This is a genomic window from Streptococcus oralis (assembly GCF_019929345.1).
In the GTDB taxonomy this organism is placed as follows: domain Bacteria; phylum Bacillota; class Bacilli; order Lactobacillales; family Streptococcaceae; genus Streptococcus.
Genome location: NZ_JAHZPJ010000004.1, coordinates 85,198 through 110,564 on the forward strand (window position 1 = coordinate 85,198; position 25,367 = coordinate 110,564).

Below are 25,367 nucleotides of genomic sequence, written 5' to 3' on the forward strand. Positions count from 1 at the left end.
CTTAAGCTAGTCCTAATTTTTCAACAAGGGCTTCAAACTCGTTCAAGCGGCGTTCAAAGACTGCAAAGGCATCGTTAAGATAGTCTTCTTTTTCCATATCAACACCCGCTTTTCTCATAACATTGAGTGGATAGTCTGATTTACCTGCTTTGAGGTAGTCGATATAGCGGTCACGATCTTCTTGACTACCATGGACAATCTTTTCAGCCAAGGCTGAAGCAGCTGCAAAACCAGTCGAATACTGATAAACATAGTAGTTATAGTAGAAGTGTGGAATGCGTGCCCACTCGTATTGGATCTGAGGATTGTCTTCCTTGCTGAGTCCATAGTACTCTTGGTTCAAGTCTGCGTATAGTTTATTGAGGAAATCACTTGTCAAGACTTCTCCATTTTGGTCTGCTTGGTGGATAGCATGTTCAAACTCAGCGAATTGAGTTTGACGGAAGACTGTTCCACGGAAACCGTCCAAAAAGTTATTAAGGATAGCAAAGCGAGTCGCATCGTCTTCTACTTCCTCCAATAATTTCTCTGTCAAGATATTTTCGTTGGTTGTTGAGGCAATCTCAGCCAAGAAGATAGAGTAATCTCCGTAAACATATGGTTGGGTTTCACGAGTATAGCTCGAGTGCATACTGTGACCCGTTTCGTGGACAAGGGTAAAGAGATTGTCTAGATTGTCCTGCCAGTTGAGAAGCATAAAGGCATTGGTATCATAGGAACCACCAGAGTAGGCACCAGAACGCTTGCCTTGGTTTTCATAGACATCAATCCAACGCTCACTGAAGGCGCGTTTGACACGGCTCAAGTAGTCATCACCCAAGATCGCCAAGGCTTCTTCTGCCTTTTTCAAGGCTTCCTCATAAGTAAAGCTGTATTCTACTGAAGACAGTGGAGTGTAGACATCGTACATCTTGAGATCAGAAATACCTAAGATTTTTGAACGAAGATCAAGGTAACGATGCAAGAGTGGCAAGTGCTTGCGAACTGCTGCTACTAGATTGTCATAGACACTTTCTGGAACAAAGTTGGCTGCGAGGGCTGCATGGCGAGCACTCTTATAGTTGCGAACTTTTGCGCGGTAGTTTTGCACCTTAACATTTGTCTGCAAAGTCTTAGCGTAGGTGTGTTGGAATTGCTCGTAAGTCGCATAAAGGGCTTCATAAGCACCACGGCGCACTTCACGGTTTTTAGACTCCATCAAACGGATGTAAGTACCATGTGAGAGTTGCACTTCCTTGCCTTCATCATCAAGAACGTATGGGAAGCTAATATCCGCATTGTCCAAAATAGCGAAGGTTTCACTAGCAGCGCCGAAGATTTCTCCTGCTCCAGCAAGTAATTCTTCCTCACGTTGCGAAAGAACATGGTCTTTCTTTTGCAAGAGCTTGTCAAAAAAGTGCTTGTAAACTTGGAGTTTTGGTTGAGCTTCTAGGAAAGCCGCATACTGCTCCTCACTAATCTCCATAAACTCAGGTTCATAGAATGAAAAGGCTTGTTCTAACTGACTGTATAGGGTCATTGCCTTAGCATAGTACTCTTGATACTTGGATTCACGCGTGTCCTGGTCATTTTTCATATGCGCATAGACATAAAGCTTTTCAACTTGGCGTTCCAAGTCAAGTGAGAATTCTGTGATCTCAAGCAAACTGTCTGCGCTGTCCAAGAGATGTCCCTCATACTGAGATGCTGTTTGTACTTTTTCAGTTAAATCTTTCAGGGCTTCTTCCCAAGCCTGGTCTGTTGGGTAGATTGTCGAAAGATCCCATGTATCTTTTTCATTTATTTCATGTCGTTGTAATACCATAAGATTCCTCCATCCTTTCTATTTTACCACATTTTTTGAGAAATATAAGTGATAAAAGGCTGGTGGATAGAGCTTTTGGCGATTATTTTTCGGATTTTTTTGATAGTAAGCCTGAAAATTTCTATAATAGCTAGTCAAATCCGTTTCAATCTGCAAAAAATCACCTGATTCTATCGGCCTGACCTGTGGATACCAGTCGTCCAGTTGACGGTTTAATAGATTGTCTCCTTGATGATAGGCCTCCTCCTGTTTCTTCATCCAGTAAGGCGTTTGGTAGTACAACTGCTGGCGAATATAGTGACAGATAGTGGAATCTTGCACAACCGCAAAACTAGGCAGTTTTTGTTTTTGATAAGGAAATCGTAGAATTTCCAAAATATTTCCTTGGCCATAGGGAAATTCCTTGACCTGAAAATGAAGCTTGCCACGTAGGTCCTGATGCAAAAGATATTTGAGCCTCAAAACTTGTTTTTTGAGATCCAGTTCCCAAACATAGAAACCCATATTTTGACTAAAATAGAGAAATCCCCTTTGCAGTTGTGTTAATCGCTCTTTTAACCAGAGTTTTTCTCCCAGTAGCCAGATAACCTGATAGCCCTGACTACGGTATCCTTGACTTCTATCGCCTAAAATCTTTTGAGACAAGGGACTGCACTGAATCTCCAGAGCTAGTTTCTCATTGACGAGAACATCCGCAACCTGCTGGATCTCGGGCAAACTATATTCTAAGGCTACCTGACTGTCTTTCTTGGCCCAGTGATAAAGAGCCTCTTTGTTGCCCAAGTGTTCTGGACTTTCATTCTCGAAAATAGCAATACAATCTCTTAACCTTTCATGGGCAAAGTGCGTTCGAATACTCTGTCCTTGGCGTAATCGTAGTCCGCCCCCACAGCTTGGACAAGTATAAGCTTGCTTAGTCACATTTTTTTCGAGGGCATTCACCAAATTTCCCTTGGCATCTCTGGCTACAAACATGGTCTACCTCCTTTTCTCATTTATTCGAAAAAGAAGCAAAAAAGACTGGAATTCCAGCCTTTCATGATATTATCTCTTATCTTTTTTGTCTCTTAGAAAATTTTTTTAGCATGGGAATGAGATTGGGAATCTGCTCGCTTCTAATGACCAGCACGCCGTATTCTTGACAGCGATTGGCATAAACTGGATTGATTTTTCCCGTACAGACAATTAACTTGAGGCAACTCTCTCCAGCAAAATGATTGGCATAGACTTCTAGTTCATTGATGGCTTCAACTGATAAATCTGTCATCTTGCAAGAGATAAAGGTAATCGATCGTCCCTTTCTCAGAATGACATCAATCTCATTTTGAACATTGTCCGCCTCTGGAAAGATGCCATTCCAATCAATCTCACCGCCTATCATGCACTCATCAAATAGCTGAGATTCGAGCGCCAAGAGATAGAGATACACCTCTAAAATATGCCCCTTGTTGCGGCAAAAAACTTGAGCTTCTTGACTTGGAAAGCTGTATGCTACTCGTTTCTTGTCTTCGCTTTCAATACAAAGCATCCCTGCTTCCTCCAGTAAGGGGATGAGAGATTCTGGGTAGTGATAATACTTGCCATTGTTTTCCAGTATCTTCTTTGTCTCAGAATGCAGGTCATTGGTCTTAGCTAGAGAGAAAAATTGGGTCACTTGATACCAGTGGGCAGGATTGGAAATAGCAGAGCTGGCTAGCTTTTTAATGGCTGCAATTTGCTGAGCTGAGTGGATAGGGCGTTTTGATTTGAGCATTTTTCCACCACGTAAGGCTATCAGCTGTTGGATGCTTAGGGTTGGAATGTCTAAGTCTTCTTTTTCTAACTGACCAGCTACCCACTTGTATTGTTTTCCTCGCTCGACATCCATGGCAACTATGGGAAGGTCCCGATCCAAGCCGTATTGATAGAGAGATAAGACTAGTAGCGAATCCCCACCAAAAACATCAAGGAGGACCTGGTCATACTCAGCCAAGCAATAATCTAACTGATTAGACATCTGTTCTAAGGATAACTGACGAAAGGTCACTCGTTGAATATGGGGAACCTCATCCAAGATAAAATGGCGCAGTGAAAGTTTATCGTTACTGCTTATTTTCGTCAAAGATAAAAAGAGAATCTCGTCACAATCACTGACAAAAGCTTGGTAGACATTCTTTTCCAATACATGCCGATCATACAACTCCACCAAAAGACTAGTCATTTAATCACCTCCACAATTTACAATTCCTTGCGTAGAGAGATGAAGTAACACACTTCTACTGCTCAAATTTCCTACTTCTAGTATAGCATAAAATTCTGTTCGCCCCAATCAACCAACGCAAACAAAAAACGAATAGAAACTTTTAGAAGTAATTTCTATTTAAGCTACTAAAAATATCAAATGTCACGACTTTGAATATAGAAACTTTTCAAACTTTGAAAGTCGTATTTCTCTCACACTGGATACCCAAAAAGAGAAGACACTTAATGCCTTCTCCCCATGTTACCTTTTTATCAACCCATTACAGTTGACAAAGAGACAAAGGAGAAGACCATCTGATCTTCTCCTAACCTTCATCATTCAGCAAATACAAGATTTTTATATGATTCTTACTTCTCCTTCTTTTTGAACAGGAACAATCCTGTCAAGGCGGTTAAAAGACCAAGTAAGAAAGCGGAATCTGTTGCTGTTCCAGTATTTGGCAAGACTGCAGTCTCTTTTCTTTCTGGAGTCTGTAGCGGTGCATCCGGTTTAGCTTCTTGATTCTGAGGAGAATCAGGCTTGTTAGTTTGATCTTGTGAAGGAATTTCTGGTTTTTCTTCCTGCACTTGGCTCGCACTAGTCTTGTACACAACTGCATAAACACTCAGTTGACCTGTCATGAATTCGACATAGCGACCTTTTTGTTGGAAAACAAGACTATCCACTTGCTGAGCACTTTTAACAGTATAGACAGCTTCAACTTCTTTGTTCGCAGCTAGAGGCAGACTGACAAATACCTTGCCTTTAGGCTGGATTGGCTGACCATCTTGATCTTCCAGAGTAATATCGTAGGCATCATAAATCTTGCCTTCCAAGTTTTGTGCTTTCACTTTCTTGACTTTCAGACTAACAACTTTATCCAGTGTAGCCTTGGTACCAATGACTTGAACCTTGGTAGCTTTATCAGTCAGAATACGCAAATCACTTTCCGGTTTAGATGGTACTGGTGGAGTGCTTGGTTTTTCTTCCTTACTTCCAATCTCCACGATCTGATCCACTGGAACTTTGGAAACGAAGCTATCTCGAGTCACTCGACCGCTTTCCTTGTCATTCTCAATCGTCACTTCAACAAGCGTGGTCTTCTCACCAACCTTGCCTTCTTGGACAACTTTTCGGGTGCCCTTAGGCAATTGCGGATTTTCGCGTTCAGTAGTCTTGAAGCCAACTTCTTCAGTTACGACATCCAAGCGTGGCTGTTCAACTACAGGGGCTTGAACGCCTTCAGCTGGTGTTACTTGCTCGACTGGTTTACCGATTTCCACGATTTGATCCACTGGTGCTTTGGAAACGAAGCTATCTCGAGTCACTCGACCGATTTCCTTGCCATTCTCAATTGTCACTTCAACAAGCGTGGTTTTCTCACCAACCTTGCCTTCTTGGACAACTTTTCGAGTGCCCTTAGGCAACTGTGGATTTTCGCGTTCGACGGTCTTGAAGCCAACTTCTTCAGTTACCACATCCAAGCGTGGCTGTTCAACTACAGGAGCTGGAACGCCTTCAGCTGGTGTCACTTGCGTGACTGGTTTACCGATTTCCACGATCTGATCCACTGGAACTTTGGAAACGAAGCTATCTCGAGTCACTCGACCGCTTTCCTTACCATTCTCAATCGTCACTTCAACAAGCGTGGTTTTCTCACCAACCTTGCCTTCTTGGACAACTTTTCGGGTACCCTTAGGCAATTGCGGATTTTCACGTTCGACGGTCTTGAAGCCAACTTCTTCAGTTACCACATCCAAGCGCGACTGTTCGACTACAGGAGCTGGAACGCCTTCAGCTGGTGTCGTCTTGTGAACTGGTGGTGTTGGTGTATCTGGATTAGGTGTCTCAGCTATCTCAGCATGATAGGTAGAAACCTCATAAAACTCAGGGCGACCACCTTCCCACTTCAATTTAACATCTAATAAGTGGGCGCTGTTAGCGAGCTGGAAGGTTTGGAAACTTGTGGTAACCGCACCCAAGTCTTGCCAAGCTGTTTGCCCATCTTTGGAAATGGTTCTTGCCCAAACGTGCGCTGAGCTTCCTGCTGGAATATCTGAAATCAGGCGAACATGATTTGATTCTGTCTTTTCAGATAGATGGTAAATCAACTCACCGCTGTCTTGGGTCGCCTTGTAACTGCTGAGAATATTTCCATCTGCTATATTATTCTTTTCAGATGACTTGCTCTCTGTACCCGCACCTTCCACAGTTGGATTATTGACTGACTTAGTGTATTCTCCATTATTGATAACTAACTCTGTAAATCCAACAAAGCGATGACGATAAGGAGCTGTGTAGAGCACTCGGAGATATTTCGCTGCAGTTGCTTCTGGCAATTCTCCCTCAATATAGCGATTTCCAGGTCGCTGTGAATCATGTGTCCAGCCATCAGTTAAGGAGTCATCACGTGCTGGATTTTCCTGACCATCTCCTACTGAAACTACATCTTTCCAGGTCTTGCCATCTGCGCTAACTTGAATCTTTCCATCACGAAGATAGTTCTGTGTGCCATCTTTAATGTAGGCACGAATCTTCTTAATTTGACGGGTTGCTCCAAGATTGAGAGTCATATGACCATCGGTTTGTGGATAATCAGAAAATTCAACATAATTGTTTAAATCACCATCAAAGAGTTGGTCTAGGTTTTTCGCTTTACGAACATCTCCACTACCATAGTTAGGATCGATACCCATGCTGGTTGACTCAATTGATGTTGGTTGAATTTCCTTAGTAGTCAAGAGCAAGGAAGTCGTTCCAATTGCCTGTTTCTGACCTGTCTTGTTTTCAAGACGTACATAGCGGACGAGCTGGTGATCCTGTAACTCAGAGGCACTATACCACTCCACCCCATTTGGAGAATAGCGAAGCTGGAGTGCTTGATTAGCATTCTCACCCAGTTTCAAATCCTCAATTTCATGGAGGCGATCTAGTTTCATTCCAAGATATTGGCCCGCATCTAAAGTTGTTCCAGCTGGAATATCCATCTCGTAGCGGCCCAATTTTTCATGGACTTGAGTAGTCTTGAGTTGTTCAACATCAGTGTCTGTGTATTGGTCTGTTCCAGTCTCTGACTCGACAGATAGGTTGCCAATTCGCCACCAGAAATTAGTCTTTTGCGTATTTCTAACGCGTACATAACGGATATTCTGATTGGTTTCAACTTCTTTGCTTTGCTCACCTGTTAAGTTGGCTACCGTTGTCCAGTTTTGTCCGTCAGTAGAGACTTCGATGACACCAGCTGCTAGCTTATCTGTCACTCCTTGTACCAAACGAATCTTCTTGACTGTTTGTTGAGAACCAAGATCCAACTGTACCCAAGCATCTACCGGGGTTGTATCTCTTTCTCCATTTGCTGTTGAAGAACTTGCCAACATTGCTTCTGTGCTATCACTATTGTCAGTCATCTTGGCAGCCGTTGTATTGAGTTTATAGACCAGATTTGGACTGATGGTAATACTTCCAGCTTTCTTCTTGGCATTTTCAAGAGGACGGTTAACTGCGATTTCACGGACTGCAAACCAAGTATTGTCTCGTTCTTCTGTCGCAACCATTCGAATACCTTTGGCCTTGATGTCAAGATTATCTAAGGTAATCTCAGACTCATTGCCGACATAGTTACCTTGAGGAAGGGCAGTCCACTCACCCGCTTCATTTAGGTATTCAATCTTGGCCTTGTTAAAGGTGTCTTTCAGATTGCTGACAGCTCCCATAGCAAAGCTCAATTTCTTGATAGAAACAGGCTTATTGAACTGGAGTCCAACATAATCACCAGCGCTAATTCTGGTTGGATTTTTAAAGATAATCTGAGTAGACAAGTCTCCGTCCAAGACCTGAGTCAAATCTCCTTCACCACCTGTACGATTAGTAATGAAGGTCGTTACAACTTTATCTGGGTTCAGTTCTTTTTCGATCTCCTTGGCCAGATATTCTTTAAGGTTAAGGATAAATGGACGGATATGCTGTACACCTAGCTCAGCATTTTCGTAATGGTCAACATACCAGAAAGAATGTTTCTTAGATTGCTCATAATCTTTCAAGCCCTTGTAGTAATTATTCCAAAGGCCGTCAGCATTTTTACTACCAATAAATTCAGTAGCTGTCAAGAGAGCATCTAAGGCATTCATCTGGTCAATGGTATTGTCAAGCCAGTACTTAATCTGCTCACGCATCTGTTCATTTCCTGATGCTTTATAGGTCTCAGCTGCAGCTTTTAGCTTAGCAAATTCTGCCTTCAACTCTTTGCGCTCAGCTGAGACATCTTGACCTGCTTTCAGCTTGCTCATGAAGTTTGTCAGTTTCGGAGCTAGCTCTACAGACTCTTCTAGCTTCACAACACGATTATCCATATGTTGGTTAATCATGTGCTTACCTAGCTCACGGAAGGCTGCAGATTCTTTGGTCTCTGTGAAACGACCTGTTTCTGCAAAGTTGAAAGCTATATCATTAACAGCTTTGGCTTCTGCCTCATTCTTCCAGATATTCCAGCTGTACTCTGCAGCTGAGAAGAGAGCAATTTTAGATGGTTCTGATTGTTGCATTGGATTGAGCATGACCCCACCGATTAGGCTTGGATCCACACCAGGGTGTAGGAATTTCTCACCACCACCCAAGATAAGGTGTTGTTTAGAATTATCTGTACACGGCCAGTTGATCCAAAGTTGAACAGGACGATATGGTTGACCAGATGCCTCTATATTTTGCTTAAGTTGAGTCAAGAAGTTTTCAGAAACTTCACCCCAAATCTTTCCTCCTGTCAGAGTCATAATGCTACTTTTCGGAAGATTACGGTTTAGGGAACGCAATTCGTCTTCCCGACCATTGCCCCAATACTGACTTGGAACAAAGATCATCTCTTTCTTCAAGCCCGGATAAGTCGCTTGTTTTTCAGTCAACCAATCGGTCATATCTTTCATCAAGCGGTTATAACTTTCATAACCACCATAAGGCTGAGCTGCATCATCTGCAAGGATACCAAACTCACGAACGCCGACGTCCAGTAACTGGGTAAATTTAGCCTTGATTGCATTCAAGTCTTCTTGGTAAACCGTCTCGTTTTGGAAGCGAATTCGACTATTCATAAATGGATGAATGGTCCAAACATAACGAGTCTTGTTTTCGTTCCCCACCTTAGCGAGCTGACGGATTTCTTCTAGTTTTTCTTTTGGATAAAGCTCTCTCCACTTGCTGTTATGATATGGGTCATCTTTTGGTGCGAAGAAATACTGGGTCAGTTTCAAATCACCACCGTAACGCATCAAGGCCGCACGATCTTCGTTGGACCATGGGTTACCATAATAGCCTTCGATAAAGCCACGATTCTTCACATCTGCATAGTCTTCAACATTGACCTCACGCAGAACTGGAGCAGAGCTATCATTTAGCATATGCTTGAGTGTTGTTAGTCCATAGAAGACAGCATCTGTATCTTTTCCGACAATGGAAATTTGCTGACCTTTAACCACTAATGAATAAGCATCAATCTTATCAAATAGTCCTTGGTTGACAGACTCTGTTTTCTGAGCTTCTTCCGCTTTTGAGCCAGTCTGGTGAACTCCCAGATAGATATTAGTTGCTCCAGCTTCGGCTGTCTTACCAGTAGTATAGGAGATATTGCTATTTTGCAAAATAGACTTGAGTCGATTACGAGTATAAATATCAACTTGCTCACCAATTACCAAATGAACTTTCTTATCTAGACGTACCAAGCCATCGCCATAAGTAACCTTATGAGGAGTTGGGAAAATCTTATACTGTTTCTTAAGGTATTCTTGGCTTCTCAAAGCTGCTTCTACTACACTTGGATCTGCTGGTTTTTTAGCGATAAAGGTATCTTCCAATTCAACAGTTCCGTCATCTTTCGGAGCTGGAGTTTCGGGTTTTGGATCTGGTTTTGGTGCTGGTGGTGTAGCAGGCTCATCTGATGTAGCTATTGGTTTCAAAAGATTGATTTCAGCTGCACTAGCATATCCTTCTACTCCCTGTAGAATCTTCAACTGGATTGTATCCGTTTCGACAGCTTCAAAGTTTGCAATCTTTTCAGCTGCATTATTATCCCAAGTACCTTCAGCTACCTTAACCAATTGATCAGCCTTTTTAGCATAGATTTCATATTTAGTCACAAGACCATTTCCGCCACCTGGACGAGGAAGATAAGTCAAAGCATTTACAGCTGTCGCTTGCTTCAAGGTCATAGTAACCGTATAAGACGGATCCTTCTTCGTCCAATGTGAATGCCAGAAGGTTGCAGGATTGCCATCAAAGGCTTTAGAAACAGCTCCTTCTGTCGCATTTCCTGGTAGTTGCTCACTGCTTGCCTCCACACGGGCAATCTGATTCTGTGCAATCAAACGTGGATTGACAAATGGCTTATCAGACAAGCTGAGATTGTGCAAAGTACCTTCAAAACCTCCGATTTTTTCAAGAGGTAGGACAAGACTTGTGTGAGCCAATCTCGGGTGAGCTGGGTTAGCAATACGATTAATCTTTTCACCATTGACATAGAGCTCAGTTGACTGAGGTTTGGTGACAAAGACTAGCTCATAGCGTTTACCTTTTTCCAATGTCTTATCAAACTGAATATGGTGTTGCTCAAACTTATAGGCTACTTTACCTGACTCATCAGACAAATAGAGCTTGTTCCCCTCACTAGAAGCTAACTCCTGCACACCGTCACCTGTAACCGTCACATCAACTTTTAAGACGTGACTTGGACCGACGTTCCCAATGGCATTTTCAATCTTGCTTTCTTTATTGAAGACCAGGCCTTTAGTGCTTTGTGTGATGTTTTCTGCATCGTAACGCTTGATTGTCTTTGGATTAATTTCATAGGTCTCAGTATCATCAATCTTGTACTCTGGATTGCTACCTGGTGCATAAACATAGTCTGCGTGTGGTAAGGTTCTTCCTGCAAAGTTGTTAGCAGCCCGGTTTGATCCCCATGTCTTTTCAGCAGTAACTCTTGTTGCTTCAAAGAAGCGCTTGAAAATATCATAAGAAGTCATGCCTGTTTCGTGGAGATCAATATTATCATTCCAAACAGCATGTCCACCACCCAAGATATGAGGGTTTGAAGCCGCTAATTTTGGACCATTTCCTGCTGTCGTAAAATCATTTGGTGTCCAACGATTATATTGATACTCATAAGAAGAGTAATCACCATATGCTCCTTGCTGGTTATTACCATTTGGCACACTGTAAGTCGGAACATCAGTAATATTGATAATTTTAGCACCAGCCTTCAAAGCCGCTTGGGGATGTTGCCATCCTAGACTCCAGATATCCACTTCGACATCCTTCAAATCAACTGGGGTTTGACCACTCTTACGGCTAAGTGAACCCCAAATTCGTGGTGTATAACCCTTACCTTTAATGTAGGTAATCAAATCATTGACATAACGACGATAGTTTTCATTGTTGCCATAGTACTCATCTGTTCCGATGTGAATCGTCTTAACTCCACGAAGCGGTGCATCCTTACCATCCAGCAATTTATCATAAACAGACTTGACAAAGCGCAATGTTTCATCATAATTCTTGTCCAAATCAAGCATCGCAACACGCTCTACATTGTGCTTATTCGGACTTAGCTGTCCTTTATACATCAAGTCTGGACGAACCTTCACAAATGATAAAGCATGCCCCGGTGTATCAATTTCTGGCACCAAGTTGATTCCTAGCTCATCAGCCAAAGCGATGAGTCTTTGCATTTCATCTTTGGTATAGTGTTGCTTAGAAGTCAAAGGCACACCATTGTCACCGACAATATCTGTCTGTAAACGGAAACCTGTATCTGCATGATTGAGCACATACTCAATTTCCTGCTCCTTGGTCAGATGTTTACCTGCTAAGTGCTCCTTGAGGAAGATATAGTTATCATTCAAATGCAACTGCAAGTCATTCATCTTGTAGTAAGCCATGTTTAGCATAATGTCCACAAGAGTATCATAAGGAATAAACTTACGACCAGTATCTAGCATAAATCCACGGTGGCTGAAACTTGGAAAGTCTCGAATTTCACCATTTTGGATATTTTCTTGCCCCATTTGAAGTAAGGTTCGAGTAGCATAAAAGGCACCTTTATTGGTCTGCGCTTCAATGGTAAAGACATTATCACGAATCGTAATACCATAGCCTTCTTCACCATAGCCCTTGTCCGTTACCTTTTTAAACTCAATACGATGCGCGGAAGTACTGTCTCCCTTGGCAAGCTCTAAACCTCGAGAAATCAAATCATTGGCATAGAAATTAGCTGCCTTGTCAAATCCTGAATCTCCAACAGATAGAACGGTATCTTCCAAAATAGAAGAACGTCCTTCCTCACCATGCCATTGCTGAACAGTTGGAGCCACTGTTGGTTTGTCTCCAACTCCCTCATCTGCATAGCGACCAGGAACTCTAACTTCAAATTCCTTGGTAATGGTTTGGCCTTCATGCACTTGTTGCAAAGAAACTTTAACTGTCTGCTCTGTTAAAGGCTGGTGGATTTTATTATTCAGATCAATCACACCTGTTTTATTGCTACCAACTAAGCTAACTTTACCTGGTAATTCAGGTAAAACAAGTGAATGTCCATCTTGAGCCAAAGTCAGTGACTCTACTTGGTTAAGATTTGTTACCTTATCTGGTTCTGGAATGTTAGAATAAGCTCGTATTTCCTGAATACCGACATTGCGCCAGCGCATACTACCTTCAGTGTATTTTGTGATTTCCAATTTGAGATATTTGGCTTCAATCGGAGCATCCAAGTTGACTCTTTCGTCTAAAACCGGTTGACCATCTTTTTCATAAGCCAACTTCCACTTACGTGTCGCTTCCTCTTCATTGATAGCTTCAGCTGTAGCATAGTATAATTTCCATCCTTGAATGTTTGGATCGTTCGGCTGTCCTGTTCTCTGTCTACGATCCCAATCGATCTCAATTCGTTTGACTGATGTCACTTTATCTAGTGTCATAGTCAACTGAGGATTGACTACATCCTTATCTGTCGCCCAACGACTAGTACTATCTCCATCAACTGCCTTATCAGCAGTAAAAGAAGTGTTTTGTTCGTGATTGGATGCGCTTACACGAACATTTAATAAATGATTGATATCAGGGGTCTTTTCCACTTCTGTTGTTGGTGCAGTTGTTGCTGATTCTGGATGAGTTGGTTCATTGCTAACCTTAGGTTGAGCTGGTTTAGGTGAAGTCGCTTCCGCAGATGCTTCGGAAGTTGGTTCATGACCTTCTGTACTTGGAGTATCATTTCCCCCCGCCTCTGCTTTAGCTAGTTTATCAGCTAAATCTGCTGGCAATTCATCTAAGGGTTGAATCTTCTCTACCGCCCCCGAAGCAGTCTCATCAGTCTCAGTCGCCGAACTAGCACTCGAAACAGGACTTGTAGGAGTAACTTCTGCAGCTGCAGCTAGTTGGGAACTGAATAACATAGTTCCTATCACAACAGAGCACACTCCTACAGCATATTTCCGAATGCTATAGGTAGATTTTTTTTCAAAAAATCTCTTATCCATTTTCCTTTTCTCCTCCTAAAAATGAGTAAGCGCTTTCAATAACGCATTTTATATATTATTATCTCTAATATGCAACCCTTCCCTAAAAATGTCAAGTCTTTTTATAAAAAAATTTAAAGTTTCTAATTAACTCAAGTATCAAACATTCTAGAGAGTAGCTAACGTTTTTTGATTTCTTATATGCCTCTCAAAGAAATCTTGATATTACTGAGCACTATCTCTAATAAACTTATCAAATATCACACTAGCATAGAGATTAGTTTACTTGTCTGAGACCTTACAGCGTGAGACGGATTAATACACATATAACAAAAAGACTCTCCGAAAACTCGGAAAGCCTTATTTAATGCTACTTCTAGCTTCCTCGCCTTTACATTTCAAGGCTCGGGATAAAAAGGTTCACTGGACCTTTTTATTTTGCGATTGGGTAAACAGAAACTTGTTTTTTATCGCGACCTTTACGTTCAAAGCGTACTACGCCTTCAACTTTAGCGAACAAAGTATCGTCTCCACCACGTCCAACGTTTACACCTGGGTAGATGTGTGTACCACGTTGACGGTAAAGGATTGATCCACCTGTTACAGTTTGTCCGTCAGCTGCTTTAGCCCCAAGACGTTTCGCTTGTGAATCACGTCCGTTTGATGTAGAACCTCCACCTTTTTTGTGGGCGAAAAGTTGCAAGTTGTTAAGAGTCATTTTTAACATAATGTTTTCCTCCGTGTTAGTTTTCTGTGATAACTCTGGTTTGGACGAACTCAGAAGAGTTCTCCGATAAGTTTGCCATACCTAAGAAAAATGATTCGAAGAATAACTGGGTCATTTCTCTCTGGTGCGAAGGAAGATCCGCTGGTATTTCAACCTTTAGATAGCCACCTTCATCTTCGTTTAATTCTAAGATTGGTTCATAGCCTGCAAATTTCTCAATGGAATTGACAAAGTTAATGGCAAGCGTAGAAACCGATGCACACACGACATCTAAGCCGTATTCGCCACTTTCGGCGTGTCCAGTAATTTCCGCACTCCTCAGCTCGCCATCTTCGGCTCTCTCAAAGACTGCTTGTATCATGTGTTCTCCTTAAAATTAAGCGTTGATCGCGTTGATGACAACTTTTGTATATGGTTGACGGTGACCTTGTTTACGGTGGCTACCTTTTTTAGGTTTGTACTTGTAAGTAACAACTTTCTTTTGTTTTCCTTGCTTTTCAACAGTTCCAACTACAGTAGCTCCAGCAACAAGTGGAGTTCCGACAACAGTGTTTTCACCACCAACAAGAACAACTTCGTTAAAAGTAACTTCTTGACCAGCTTCAACGTTCAATTTTTCAACGTAGATTGCTTGACCAACTTCAACTTTAACTTGTTTTCCGCCAGTTTTGATAATTGCGTATGTGCTCATTATGCACCTCCTATGATTTTTAGGGTTTCCCCGTGTTTTTGTGAAGACTCGCCTAGCATCGTGGGACGAACCACTTCTGTCTCACAGAGTGAGCAACGATGTTCGTGCGGTTGCACAGGATTGTGCATAGTCAACTATTCAAGTATAGCATATCTTCTTTTTTCTTACAAGCGAAATCAATCAAATTTAAGCTTTTTCTTTCCCTTTTTTTCTCCAAGAAGCAAAAAGCATACTGATGTAAAAGATGCTCATCATCAGGGGAACACCTAAAATTGTCTTCTCCTGATAGTAAATCGTCAAATAAGCTGAAAAAACAACTCCGAAGACAAAACTGCTAAGCAAGCTAACAAAAATCAAGGCTTCACGCAGGAAGGGCGTATGTTTAGTCCGAAAATAATCTCCAAAAGCCAACATGGTACGTTTGATATTCCCTGTCATAAAAGCATTATTATAGGCAATACCTGACACTTCTCCAAAAGCAGTTGTCACCAGTCCCATACAGAAGGCCAATGGCGGCACGAGATAGATATTGTCAACCGTTTGCGGCACAAATCCTATAATTAGGGACAGGGCTGCAAGTGGAATCAAGGACAAAATCGGCTTTTTAACAATTCGAAGTTTTTCCTTATACAATGTCAGAAAAAAGACACCCATCATAAAGAAAAGCAAGGTCATTACTTTAGCACTTGCATCCGATACATTTTGTTGAATGAGTCCTACAGAAAGAAAGACGACATTCCCAGTTTGTCCAGCCACAAGGGTGTTTCCTCGCACGATAAAAGTATAGGCATCGACATATCCTGCACAAAAAGTCAAAAAAAGCGCTAGTCTCTTAGACTGACGTGATATTTTTCTTATTGGTAATAATCTCATTTTCTCCCCCTTCTCATTTCATCTACTTATCTAAATATTGTACCACTTTCTCCAAGAAATACGTAGTCCATTTGAAAATTTTTACCATCTGTTGGATAGTCCTTCTTTTCTATGTTATAATGAAGGAAGGAATTGAAGTCGGAAAAGGAGTATTTATGTTTAGATTAGGTGTCATCGGAACAGGTGCTATCAGCCACCATTTCATAGAAGCAGCCCATGCTAGTGGAGAATACCAACTGGTTGCAGTCTATTCTAGAAAACTAGAAACTGCCGCAACCTTTGCTTCTCGCTATCAGAATATCCAACTCTTTGATCAATTAGAAGACTTCTTTAAGTCTTCCTTTGATGTAGTCTATATCGCCAGTCCAAACTCCTTGCATTTTGTTCAAGCCAAGGCTGCCTTGTCTTTTGGTAAGCACGTCATTCTTGAAAAGCCAGCTGTCACTCAGCCAAAAGAATGGCTGGATTTGAGACAGACAGCTGAGAAAAATTACTGTTTTATCTTTGAAGCTGCTCGTAATTACCACGAGGAAGCTTTTACTACTATCAAAAACTTTTTAGCAGACAAGCAAGTGTTGGGAGCTGATTTCAACTATGCCAAGTATTCTTCCAAGATGCCGGACTTGTTGGCTGGGCAGACGCCAAATGTTTTTTCAGACCGTTTTGCTGGTGGTGCCCTTATGGATTTGGGGATTTATCCTCTCTACGCTGCTGTTCGCCTCTTTGGAAAGGCTCAAGACGCGACTTATCAGGCTCAACAGCTTGACAATAGCATTGACCTAAATGGAGACGGTATCCTCTTCTACCCTAACTTTCAAGTTCACATCAAGACTGGGAAAAACATCACTTCCAATCTTCCTTGTGAGATTTACACAGCAGATGGAACCTTGACCCTCAACACGATTGAACATGTCCTCTCAGCTATTTTTACCGATCACCAAGGAAATCAAGTCCAGCTCCCTATCCAACAGGTTCCCCATACAATGACTGAGGAAGTTGCTGCATTTGCACACATGATCCATCAACCTGATCTGAATCTCTACCAAACTTGGCTGGATGATGCAAGTTCTATTCATGAGCTACTCTATACCATGCGCCAGACTGCTGGCATTAGATTTGAGGCAGAAAAATGAAAACCAAACTACCCACTGAATGGCAAGAATTGAGCGACCAACTCGGTTTCCAAGAATTTACCCCCATTCAAACTCAACTATTTGAGCCCATTCTTGCAGGAGAAAACCTCCTGGGAGTAAGCCCAACAGGAACTGGTAAGACCCTCGCTTACTTACTCCCAAGTCTACTTAGACTGAAAAAGAAAAAAGCCCAACAGCTCTTGATCCTAGCACCAAATACAGAACTGGCTGGGCAGATTTTTGACGTATGTAAAACGTGGGCTGAAGCTATCGGCTTGACTGCTCAGCTCTTCTTATCAGGTTCAAGTCAGAAACGCCAGATTGAACGCCTTAAAAAAGGACCAGAAATTCTGATTGGAACTCCTGGCCGTATCTTTGAGTTGATTAAATTGAAAAAGATCAAGATGATGAATGTGGAAACCATCATTCTGGATGAATTTGACCAATTGCTCGATGATTCTCAGATTCACTTTGTCGAAAAAATCACTCACTATGCACCTCGTGACCACCAACTCATCTACATGAGTGCGACGACCAAGTTTGACCAAGAAAAGATTGCGCCAAACACGCGCACCATTGATCTCTCTGATCAAAAACTGGACAACATTCAACATTTCTACATGCAAGTAGACCAACGTCACCGAGTAGATACGCTACGAAAACTGGCTCATGTAGAGGATTTCCGCGGACTAGTTTTCTTTAATAGCCTATCAGATCTTGGAAGTGCAGAGGAAAAACTACAGTATCGGGATGTCTTGGCTGTCTCCCTCGCTAGCGATGTCAATGTTAAATTTCGAAAAGTCATCTTAGAAAAGTTTAAGGACAAGCAGCTAACCCTGCTCCTTGCAACTGACCTTCTGGCTCGTGGAATTGATATCGATAGTCTAGAATGTGTCTTAAACTTTGATGTTCCTAGAGATATGGAAACCTACACTCACCGCGCTGGCCGTACAGGTCGCATGGGTAAAGAGGGCTATGTTATCACTCTCGTAACCCATCCTGAAGAACTTAAAAAACTCAAGAAGTTTACAAGTGTACGTGAAATTGTCCTAAAAAATCAAGAACTCTATATCAAATAAGGTTGGCATTTGCCAACCTTTTCTTATCCCCAAGTAATTTCTAATTGATAGCTGGCAAAGGGTTGTCCCTCTTGGTTTTGCAGTTGATAGGCGAGCTCGATCTTTTGCCCATCCACTTGATAACGACTCGTTTGGATGATAAACTCCTGCATGCCCATTGGAGTCGGAATGTAGGCTAAACTATCACTATCCTTGAGAAAACGCATGATGGTTTTGGGACTCGAGAAACGGGTCATCACCAGTTCTTGACCATGAAACTTGAGAACCACTTTTTCCTTTTCCTCATTGTAGAAAAGCAGATAGCTATAATCGCCCTTTTCACGCACTTCAACATCATAGAGTTGGTCTATGACTTCCAACTGCTCATCAAACTGAATCCTATTTCGCATCCGAATCTTCACATCAAGTCCTCTTTCTTCTCTCTTGTCCTACTATTTTACCAAAAACTCTTGCTTTTTGCTATAATGGTCATATGAACGAAAAAGTATTCCGTGACCCAGTTCACAACTATATCCATGTAAACAATCAGGTCATCTATGACTTGATCAATACAAAAGAATTTCAACGTCTGCGTCGTATCAAACAGCTAGGGACTTCCAGCTATACCTTCCATGGTGGCGAGCACAGTCGCTTTTCCCACTGTTTGGGGGTCTATGAGATTGCACGACGCATCACAGAGATTTTTGAAGAAAAATATCCTCAGGAATGGGACCCTGCTGAATCACTCCTCACCATGACCGCTGCGCTCCTTCATGACCTCGGGCATGGTGCCTACTCCCATACTTTTGAACATCTCTTTGATACAGATCATGAGGTCATTACTCAGGAAATCATCCAAAGTCCTGAGACAGAGATTCACCAAGTCCTGCTACAAGTAGCGCCAGATTTCCCCAAAAAGGTAGCCAGTGTTATCGACCATACCTATCCTAACAAGCAGGTCGTGCAGCTCATTTCTAGTCAGATTGACGCAGACCGCATGGACTATCTCTTGCGCGACTCCTATTTTACAGGAGCATCTTATGGGGAATTTGACCTGACACGGATCCTCCGAGTCATTCGTCCTATCGAAAATGGGATCGCCTTTCAGCGCAATGGCATGCATGCCATCGAAGACTATGTTCTCAGTCGCTACCAGATGTATATGCAGGTTTATTTCCACCCAGCAACACGGGCCATGGAGGTTCTCCTACAGAATCTTCTCAAACGCGCCAAGGAACTCTATCCTGAGGATAAGGATTTCTTTGCACGAACTTCTCCACATCTTCTTCCTTTCTTTGAAAAAAATGTGACCTTGTCTGACTATCTAGCTCTGGATGATGGCGTGATGAATACCTACTTCCAGCTCTGGATGACCAGTCCTGACAAGATTCTCGCAGATTTGTCGCAACGTTTTGTCAACCGCAAGGTCTTTAAATCCATTACTTTTTCTCAAGAAGATCAAGATCAACTCGCAACCATGAGACAACTGGTTGAGGACATCGGCTTTGATCCCGACTACTACACTGCCATTCATAAGAACTTTGACCTCCCTTATGATATCTATCGTCCCGAATCTGAAAATCCACGGACACAGATTGAGATTCTACAGAAAAATGGTGAACTAGCTGAACTCTCTAGCCTGTCTCCTATCGTCCAATCCCTTGCTGGCAGCCGCCATGGGGACAATCGTTTTTATTTCCCGAAAGAAATGTTGGACCAAAACAGTATCTTCGCAAGCATTACCCAGCAATTTTTACACTTGATTGAGAACGATCATTTTACCCCAAATAAGAACGAATAGAGGAAATATATGAGTATTAAACTAATCGCCGTCGATATCGATGGTACCCTAGTTAACAGTAAAAAGGAAATCACTCCGGAAGTCTTTTCTGCCATCCAAGATGCCAAACAAGCTGGCGTTAAGGTCGTCATTGCAACGGGTCGTCCTATCGCAGGCGTTGCCAAACTTCTGGACGACTTGCAGTTAAGAGACCAAGGTGACTATGTGGTAACCTTCAACGGTGCCCTTGTCCAAGAGACTGCTACTGGTCATGAGATTATCAGCGAATCCTTGACCTATGAGGATTATCTGGATATGGAATTTCTCAGTCGCAAGCTCGGTGTCCACATGCACGCTATTACCAAGGACGGTATCTATACTGCCAATCGCAATATCGGAAAATACACGGTGCATGAATCAACCCTCGTCAACATGCCCATTTTCTACCGTACTCCTGAAGAAATGGCTGGCAAGGAAATTGTCAAATGTATGTTTATCGATGAACCAGAAATTCTCGATGCTGCGATTGAAAAAATCCCAGCAGAATTTTACGAACGCTACTCTATCAATAAATCTGCTCCTTTCTACCTTGAACTCCTTAAAAAGAATGTAGACAAGGGTTCAGCCATCACTCACTTAGCTGAAAAACTCGGATTGACCAAAGATGAAACCATGGCTATCGGGGACGAAGAAAATGACCGTGCCATGCTGGAAGTCGTTGGTAACCCCGTTGTTATGGAAAATGGAAATCCAGAACTCAAAAAAATCGCCAAATACATCACCAAGTCTAATGACGAATCCGGCGTTGCCCATGCTATCCGTACGTGGGTACTGTAAAAAGGTAAGAATAGACGAAAACCGCTCAGCAGAGCGGTTTTTAGTATGAACATATCACAATGAGGGTAAATCAATAAATTAAATTGCAGTTTTACAGTTACTTAAATCTTGAGAGTGCAAAAATAGGTATTGCTTCCTTAATTGTGGTACTGAATTATAATAAATCACCCTCTTTATTTCCATATTTTATCTCTTTATAATCTCTTTTAATTTTACGATAATTTCATATACAAAGTATAAATAGGAAAGTCTTTATATCTTTCTTTTGTCTCGTTATCCAGTTTATTCCAAAACAAATCAGCTTGCGGTTTCGATTTTAATAACACTGATGAACCGAAACAAAGTTCATAGTTATCATTACTATTTACTAAAATATTGCTTAGAATCTCCATTTCTTTGCTGTTTAATTTACGAACTCTAGATTTTATTTGAAGGTCATTTATTATAGCTATCTCACTATTTTGGGAGTATTTTAAGTTCCAATTAGAAAGACATTGTGCCCAATTAAGCAATAACTCTCTTCTAGAAACATCTTCTGCCATGTCAGCAGCAATAACTATTTTTATAATAGTGTTATTAGCATCTTCAAATTTCAAGTCATTATCAACTAATCTTTGATATGAGGCAATAACCGAATCAAAATTACAATTATCTATTTTTAGCCAATCGTTAGGTTCAAAAACTTCAAAAATTGAAATATCTGAAGAATCTTTACCCTCACCTCTCCTACACCAGGGAATTTCAGTAAAGATATCAATCATAGTTCCGTTCTTATCTATTGTAAAATTATATAAGGCAATAATATGGATATTAGCAATTCTTAGATGAAGTAATTTAGATTCATTATAATCTAAGGCAACCTTCTTCTTTAGAACAAGACCTGAATTAAGGATATTTAGATTTTTTTGAGATTGTTTATCAAAGTAGTTTAGATCAAGATCCTTTTGTACACCCATATTTTCCAAGAAGTTAGAAATCTGTCTCAAATCCTTTATATCGCTATCTAAATTCCGTGAAGTAATATCCGATATTGACTGATTATCTAGTTCTATTTTATTTCCATTGAGATTGAAATATCCTACTCTTCCTATCTCTTGAAGTACCTCCGTACACTCCATGGCTTTTGAGAGCATATTAGACCTTGTATAATTAAATTTAAATATTTTTTTATTTACATCAAAGGACATTTTAAAGCATTCACCAAAATGTAGTTGTACACTCCCATCAGGGAATCGATGTCTTTTTACATCTTGAAAAGTAAAATCTCCAATTGTAATAATTAAATCAGTTTCCTCGTAAGTTTCGACAACCTTTATTGTATTTTCAAGTGGTATTTCAATACCAGTTAAAGGATCTTTATAATAAATGAAGAGATCGTGTTCTTTCTGATAGTTAAATATCTCTCCTTTTCCTTGTCCATAAAAATAGAATTTAAGATTATTATCGTCAGAGATATCTTCAACTGAGATACCATCAGTATTTATGAAGCTATACTGTCTCTGACTATTATTTATAAAAACCACTAACATTGGATACATCTTTTTTTCATCTAGTTTAAATATCTGTATGGACAGTTTCTTACTATTTGTAGATTTATTTTTTAATTTACTTTTTTTGAGCAAATCTTTTATAGAAAAAGGAGGCAATGATTTATAATAGATTTCTCGTAAGTCATTATTCTCACTCAACCAAACTACAAATAAAACTACGCCGCCATTTGATTTATATAATTCTAAATCTCTAGCATCTAATGGAAAGGATTTTAACACATCTTTTTTCTGTCTAGTGGTTTTAATCTGAACAGGTACTTTACCTAATATTTCGTCTTTCTTCTCACTCGATGATTTAAGAACATGAATTTCTCCATCCCACACTGGAGTTTTATCATTTCTATCAAAATAAGATTGAAGTAACTCATGCTTATCTATAAATGTCGACAGATATGAAACACCTAATGTCTCAATTTTTTTATTATTTGCCAAATCCGCACCTCGAAAAATAGCTCTATATACTTTATATTATAACATTAACAAAGAAAAACTTATATACTATAATTACAACTATTTAACTTAAACTGAATATTATAAACTTAAAAAATACTGTTCATTAATAATTACAAAATAAATAGACCAGTTTCCTGATCTACTTTATTCTATATTCATTGACTTTTGGTCACACTTTGGTCAAAAATTCCAAAAATACTAACTTATTTAAAAAAACTAACTTGTGATGATTGCCTATAAACAAACACTTTGAATTTTCTTTTTTTTCTTTACATTTCTAAAAATGCCCCCTATGGATATTATGGAGCCTATTTTGTTGTAGAAAAAAGTCCCATATCATCTATAATGAAAAGCGACTAAACAACTCATTAGAAACTAAATGGAGGCTAAACAGAACTTATTTTAGAACACTCCATCTTTTCCACTAGGATTTTCAAGAATTAAACAATACTAGAAACTCTGTCTCCTAACAAATTTAGGAGAAACTTCAACAGATGTGACACTTTCCCCTTTAATAATTGCTAAAACACCTTCTATCATTTTTTGGGCTAACATAGCATAATTAGGAGAAATAGTAGACAGAGCTGGAGTATAATATTGCGAAATAGGAATATTATCGAATCCAATTATTGAAATATCATCAGGAATGGTAATCCCCTTCTCATAGCACGCACGAATCAGCCCTTGAACCTTCTCATCCCCTGAAACAAATATCATATCCGGATGATTTTGATTAGATAAATTATTTATAGCATATGAATAAACTGAATCAATTGTAGTTAAACCATAAATAACTTGCAAATCCATTAAATAATTTTTATCAGTCAGAAAAGTACGAATACCTTTTTCACGATCCTTATTAACAAGAGATTCCCCTCCCATAAGTAACAACATACTTTTAATATTCTCTTTTGTTACTAATTCCATCATATCATAAGTTGCTTGAAAATTGTTATTAGATACATAAACAACATCAGGTGTTCGAGATTCTCCAAAAACTATAAAAGGCATATTATTCTTCTGTAAATAATTAATCCGAATATCGTCTTTACTTTCATAAAATACTATTACTCCATCTATTAAGCTTCCTGTACTTGAAATTATTGAATTCCTAATCGTATCTTCTTCACCAAAGTATTCAACAATAGCGTTTACACCAAACTCTTTACAAGTTTGTAGAACTCTATCTAGTAAAGTTTGAAACCAAATCAAGGGAAAAGAATCAATCTTTTTAACGGAAATCAAAATGTTTGTAGTTTCTTTCTTAGTCAAATTTTTTGCATATGCATTTGGAACATACGACAACTCATCAATGACTTTTTGAATAGCTCGATAAGTTTCTTCTTTTACCTTTTCACCACCGTTAATAACACGTGAAACAGTTTTTGGAGAAAAACCTGATAAATGCGCAATATCATAAATAGTTACCTTTTTATCGTTTAAATTTTTCACTTTAGTCCTCCATTTATGATTTATCTAATTTTATTATACAATATTTACTTTTTTTAACAAGAGAATTTAGTAAAATATTTTAATGTATCTTAACAAAAACTTTAATTTCAAAATTTTCTATTTTATACTCTATTCTTCCGATTCAAAAAAATAACATTGACAATTAAAATCTTTATTCTTTACAATTTTTTCTACTTCACAACTGATAAACTTGTATGAAAATAACTTACCACGAAAATATAAAAAATCATTTTCGGTAAAATCCATTGAAACTATAAAAGTATCTAATAACATTTGGACATAGCAGTCTAAGATCGGAATAATCTTTTCCTTAACAATAACTTTTGCTAATATATCATCAGCTGGTAAAGAAGACGAAAATACAATTTCACAAATATCATAAAAAGAATGAAATCTATATACTTGCACTAAAGAATTATATTCAAAATACGTTATTCTTCCACAGTCAAAATTAATATTATATACCTTCATTTATGTTTATCCTTATACTTTGCAAATAATTTCGAGTCAATTATCACCTAAAAAACAAAGGGACAAGAATAACTGCCCCTTTGTTTATTCTATATCAACTAACTTCTTCGACATAAATAACACCAACAATATTTGCTATTTCTTCCATTAGTTTAAGATGTTCAAACTTACCTGAAAGTTCTAGAGTCATAAATGATGCTATTCTTTTGTCTGGAACATCAAAATATTCAATTCTTTCAGAATTAACATCTCCAAAAGCAGTTCTTGAATCATTCAATCGAATTCCATTTTCTGCACAATAAACTAATACTCGATTATATGCCTCAGTAGATTTAACTACAATATATAATTCAATAACTTTTGAACGACTTTGAAGATATTTTTTTAAAGGCTGAAACATAGAAATCACACTCCACACAGAAATAGCTACTAACAGAGCACCTTCATAAAAACCTACTCCAATAGCTAAACCTATTCCTGCAGAAGCCCAGATTCCTGCTGCAGTTGTCAGACCAGTAACCTTCTTTTTATCTGTGATAAGAATTGTTCCAGCTCCAAGAAAACCAACACCAGAAATAACTTGAGCACCTAAACGTGTCGGATCTCCTGTTCCAAACTTATAAGATACAAATTCATTAGTCATCATAATCAAACAAGCAGCCATACAAACGATACTATGTGTACGAATACCTGCTGGTTGAGATTTACTTCCTCTTTCTAAGCCAATAATACTTCCAATGACCAAAGATAACACGACTCTAATAATAATTTCAATGTATGATAGTCCAATGCTGGATGATTGCAT

17 protein-coding genes and 1 other annotated feature are annotated in these 25,367 nt (G+C 39.7%); of the genes, 4 read left to right on the forward strand and 13 right to left on the reverse strand.

Annotated elements, in window-relative coordinates; translation table 11 throughout:
- Position 1: 1 nt before the first annotated feature.
- From pepF to K1I97_RS04425, 8 genes are all read right to left on the reverse strand, one after another.
- Complete coding sequence (gene pepF / locus K1I97_RS04390; protein ID WP_223331595.1) at positions 2-1,804, reverse strand: oligoendopeptidase F; 1,803 nt, start codon at positions 1,802-1,804, stop codon at positions 2-4.
- A gap of 18 nt (positions 1,805-1,822) precedes the next feature.
- A complete protein-coding gene (locus K1I97_RS04395) occupies positions 1,823-2,779 on the reverse strand; it encodes a competence protein CoiA (RefSeq protein WP_223331596.1) in 957 nt (318 codons plus the stop codon).
- 76 nt (positions 2,780-2,855) lie between these two features.
- Complete coding sequence (locus K1I97_RS04400; RefSeq protein WP_223331597.1) at positions 2,856-4,004, reverse strand: hypothetical protein; 1,149 nt, start codon at positions 4,002-4,004, stop codon at positions 2,856-2,858.
- Positions 4,005-4,393: 389 nt separating this feature from the next.
- The gene (locus K1I97_RS04405; protein ID WP_223351603.1) at positions 4,394-13,537 is read right to left on the reverse strand and encodes a beta-N-acetylglucosaminidase domain-containing protein; all 9,144 of its coding nucleotides are present in this window, start codon (positions 13,535-13,537) and stop codon (positions 4,394-4,396) included.
- 412 nt (positions 13,538-13,949) lie between these two features.
- Positions 13,950-14,243, reverse strand: a complete 294-nt coding sequence (gene rpmA / locus K1I97_RS04410) for a 50S ribosomal protein L27 (RefSeq protein WP_000916509.1) — start codon at positions 14,241-14,243, stop codon at positions 13,950-13,952.
- Positions 14,244-14,259: 16 nt separating this feature from the next.
- The gene (locus K1I97_RS04415) at positions 14,260-14,604 is read right to left on the reverse strand and encodes a ribosomal-processing cysteine protease Prp (RefSeq protein WP_000613705.1); all 345 of its coding nucleotides are present in this window, start codon (positions 14,602-14,604) and stop codon (positions 14,260-14,262) included.
- Positions 14,605-14,619: 15 nt separating this feature from the next.
- The gene (gene rplU / locus K1I97_RS04420) at positions 14,620-14,934 is read right to left on the reverse strand and encodes a 50S ribosomal protein L21 (RefSeq protein WP_000109137.1); all 315 of its coding nucleotides are present in this window, start codon (positions 14,932-14,934) and stop codon (positions 14,620-14,622) included.
- Between the two features lie 34 nt (positions 14,935-14,968).
- Positions 14,969-15,056 (reverse strand) — a sequence feature (ribosomal protein L21 leader region).
- 64 nt (positions 15,057-15,120) lie between these two features.
- Complete coding sequence (locus tag K1I97_RS04425) at positions 15,121-15,807, reverse strand: YoaK family protein (protein WP_223331599.1); 687 nt, start codon at positions 15,805-15,807, stop codon at positions 15,121-15,123.
- Positions 15,808-15,962: 155 nt separating this feature from the next.
- On the opposite strand from K1I97_RS04425, the gene K1I97_RS04430 reads away from it, so the two are divergent.
- Together K1I97_RS04430 and K1I97_RS04435 are read left to right on the forward strand one after the other, a co-directional pair.
- Positions 15,963-16,940, forward strand: coding sequence for a Gfo/Idh/MocA family protein (locus tag K1I97_RS04430; RefSeq protein WP_223331600.1), 978 nt, complete (start codon positions 15,963-15,965; stop codon positions 16,938-16,940).
- Positions 16,937-18,019, forward strand: a complete 1,083-nt coding sequence (locus K1I97_RS04435; protein ID WP_223331601.1) for a DEAD/DEAH box helicase — start codon at positions 16,937-16,939, stop codon at positions 18,017-18,019. Before K1I97_RS04430 ends, K1I97_RS04435 begins: the two co-directional genes overlap by 4 nt.
- Before the next feature lie 23 nt (positions 18,020-18,042).
- On the opposite strand, the gene K1I97_RS04440 is transcribed toward K1I97_RS04435, so the two are convergent.
- A complete protein-coding gene (locus K1I97_RS04440) occupies positions 18,043-18,420 on the reverse strand; it encodes a DUF1934 domain-containing protein (RefSeq protein WP_223331602.1) in 378 nt (125 codons plus the stop codon).
- A 71-nt stretch (positions 18,421-18,491) separates the two neighbouring features.
- Between K1I97_RS04440 and K1I97_RS04445 the strand changes: the two genes are divergently transcribed.
- Together K1I97_RS04445 and yidA are read left to right on the forward strand one after the other, a co-directional pair.
- The gene (locus K1I97_RS04445) at positions 18,492-19,799 is read left to right on the forward strand and encodes an HD domain-containing protein (protein WP_223331603.1); all 1,308 of its coding nucleotides are present in this window, start codon (positions 18,492-18,494) and stop codon (positions 19,797-19,799) included.
- 9 nt (positions 19,800-19,808) lie between these two features.
- A complete protein-coding gene (yidA, locus tag K1I97_RS04450; protein ID WP_223331604.1) occupies positions 19,809-20,615 on the forward strand; it encodes a sugar-phosphatase in 807 nt (268 codons plus the stop codon).
- Between the two features lie 212 nt (positions 20,616-20,827).
- Here the strand turns inward: yidA and K1I97_RS04455 are convergent, their stop codons facing one another.
- From K1I97_RS04455 to K1I97_RS04470, 4 genes are all read right to left on the reverse strand, one after another.
- Positions 20,828-22,597, reverse strand: a complete 1,770-nt coding sequence (locus K1I97_RS04455) for a DUF4365 domain-containing protein (protein ID WP_223331605.1) — start codon at positions 22,595-22,597, stop codon at positions 20,828-20,830.
- A gap of 471 nt (positions 22,598-23,068) precedes the next feature.
- Entirely contained in the window at positions 23,069-24,070 is a 1,002-nt protein-coding gene (locus K1I97_RS04460) for a LacI family DNA-binding transcriptional regulator (protein WP_125448222.1), read from the reverse strand.
- Between the two features lie 129 nt (positions 24,071-24,199).
- Complete coding sequence (locus K1I97_RS04465; protein ID WP_125450186.1) at positions 24,200-24,562, reverse strand: hypothetical protein; 363 nt, start codon at positions 24,560-24,562, stop codon at positions 24,200-24,202.
- Positions 24,563-24,656: 94 nt separating this feature from the next.
- Positions 24,657-25,367: an MgtC/SapB family protein gene (locus tag K1I97_RS04470; RefSeq protein WP_084973841.1), complete on the reverse strand. Its 711-nt coding sequence runs from the start codon at positions 25,365-25,367 to the stop codon at positions 24,657-24,659.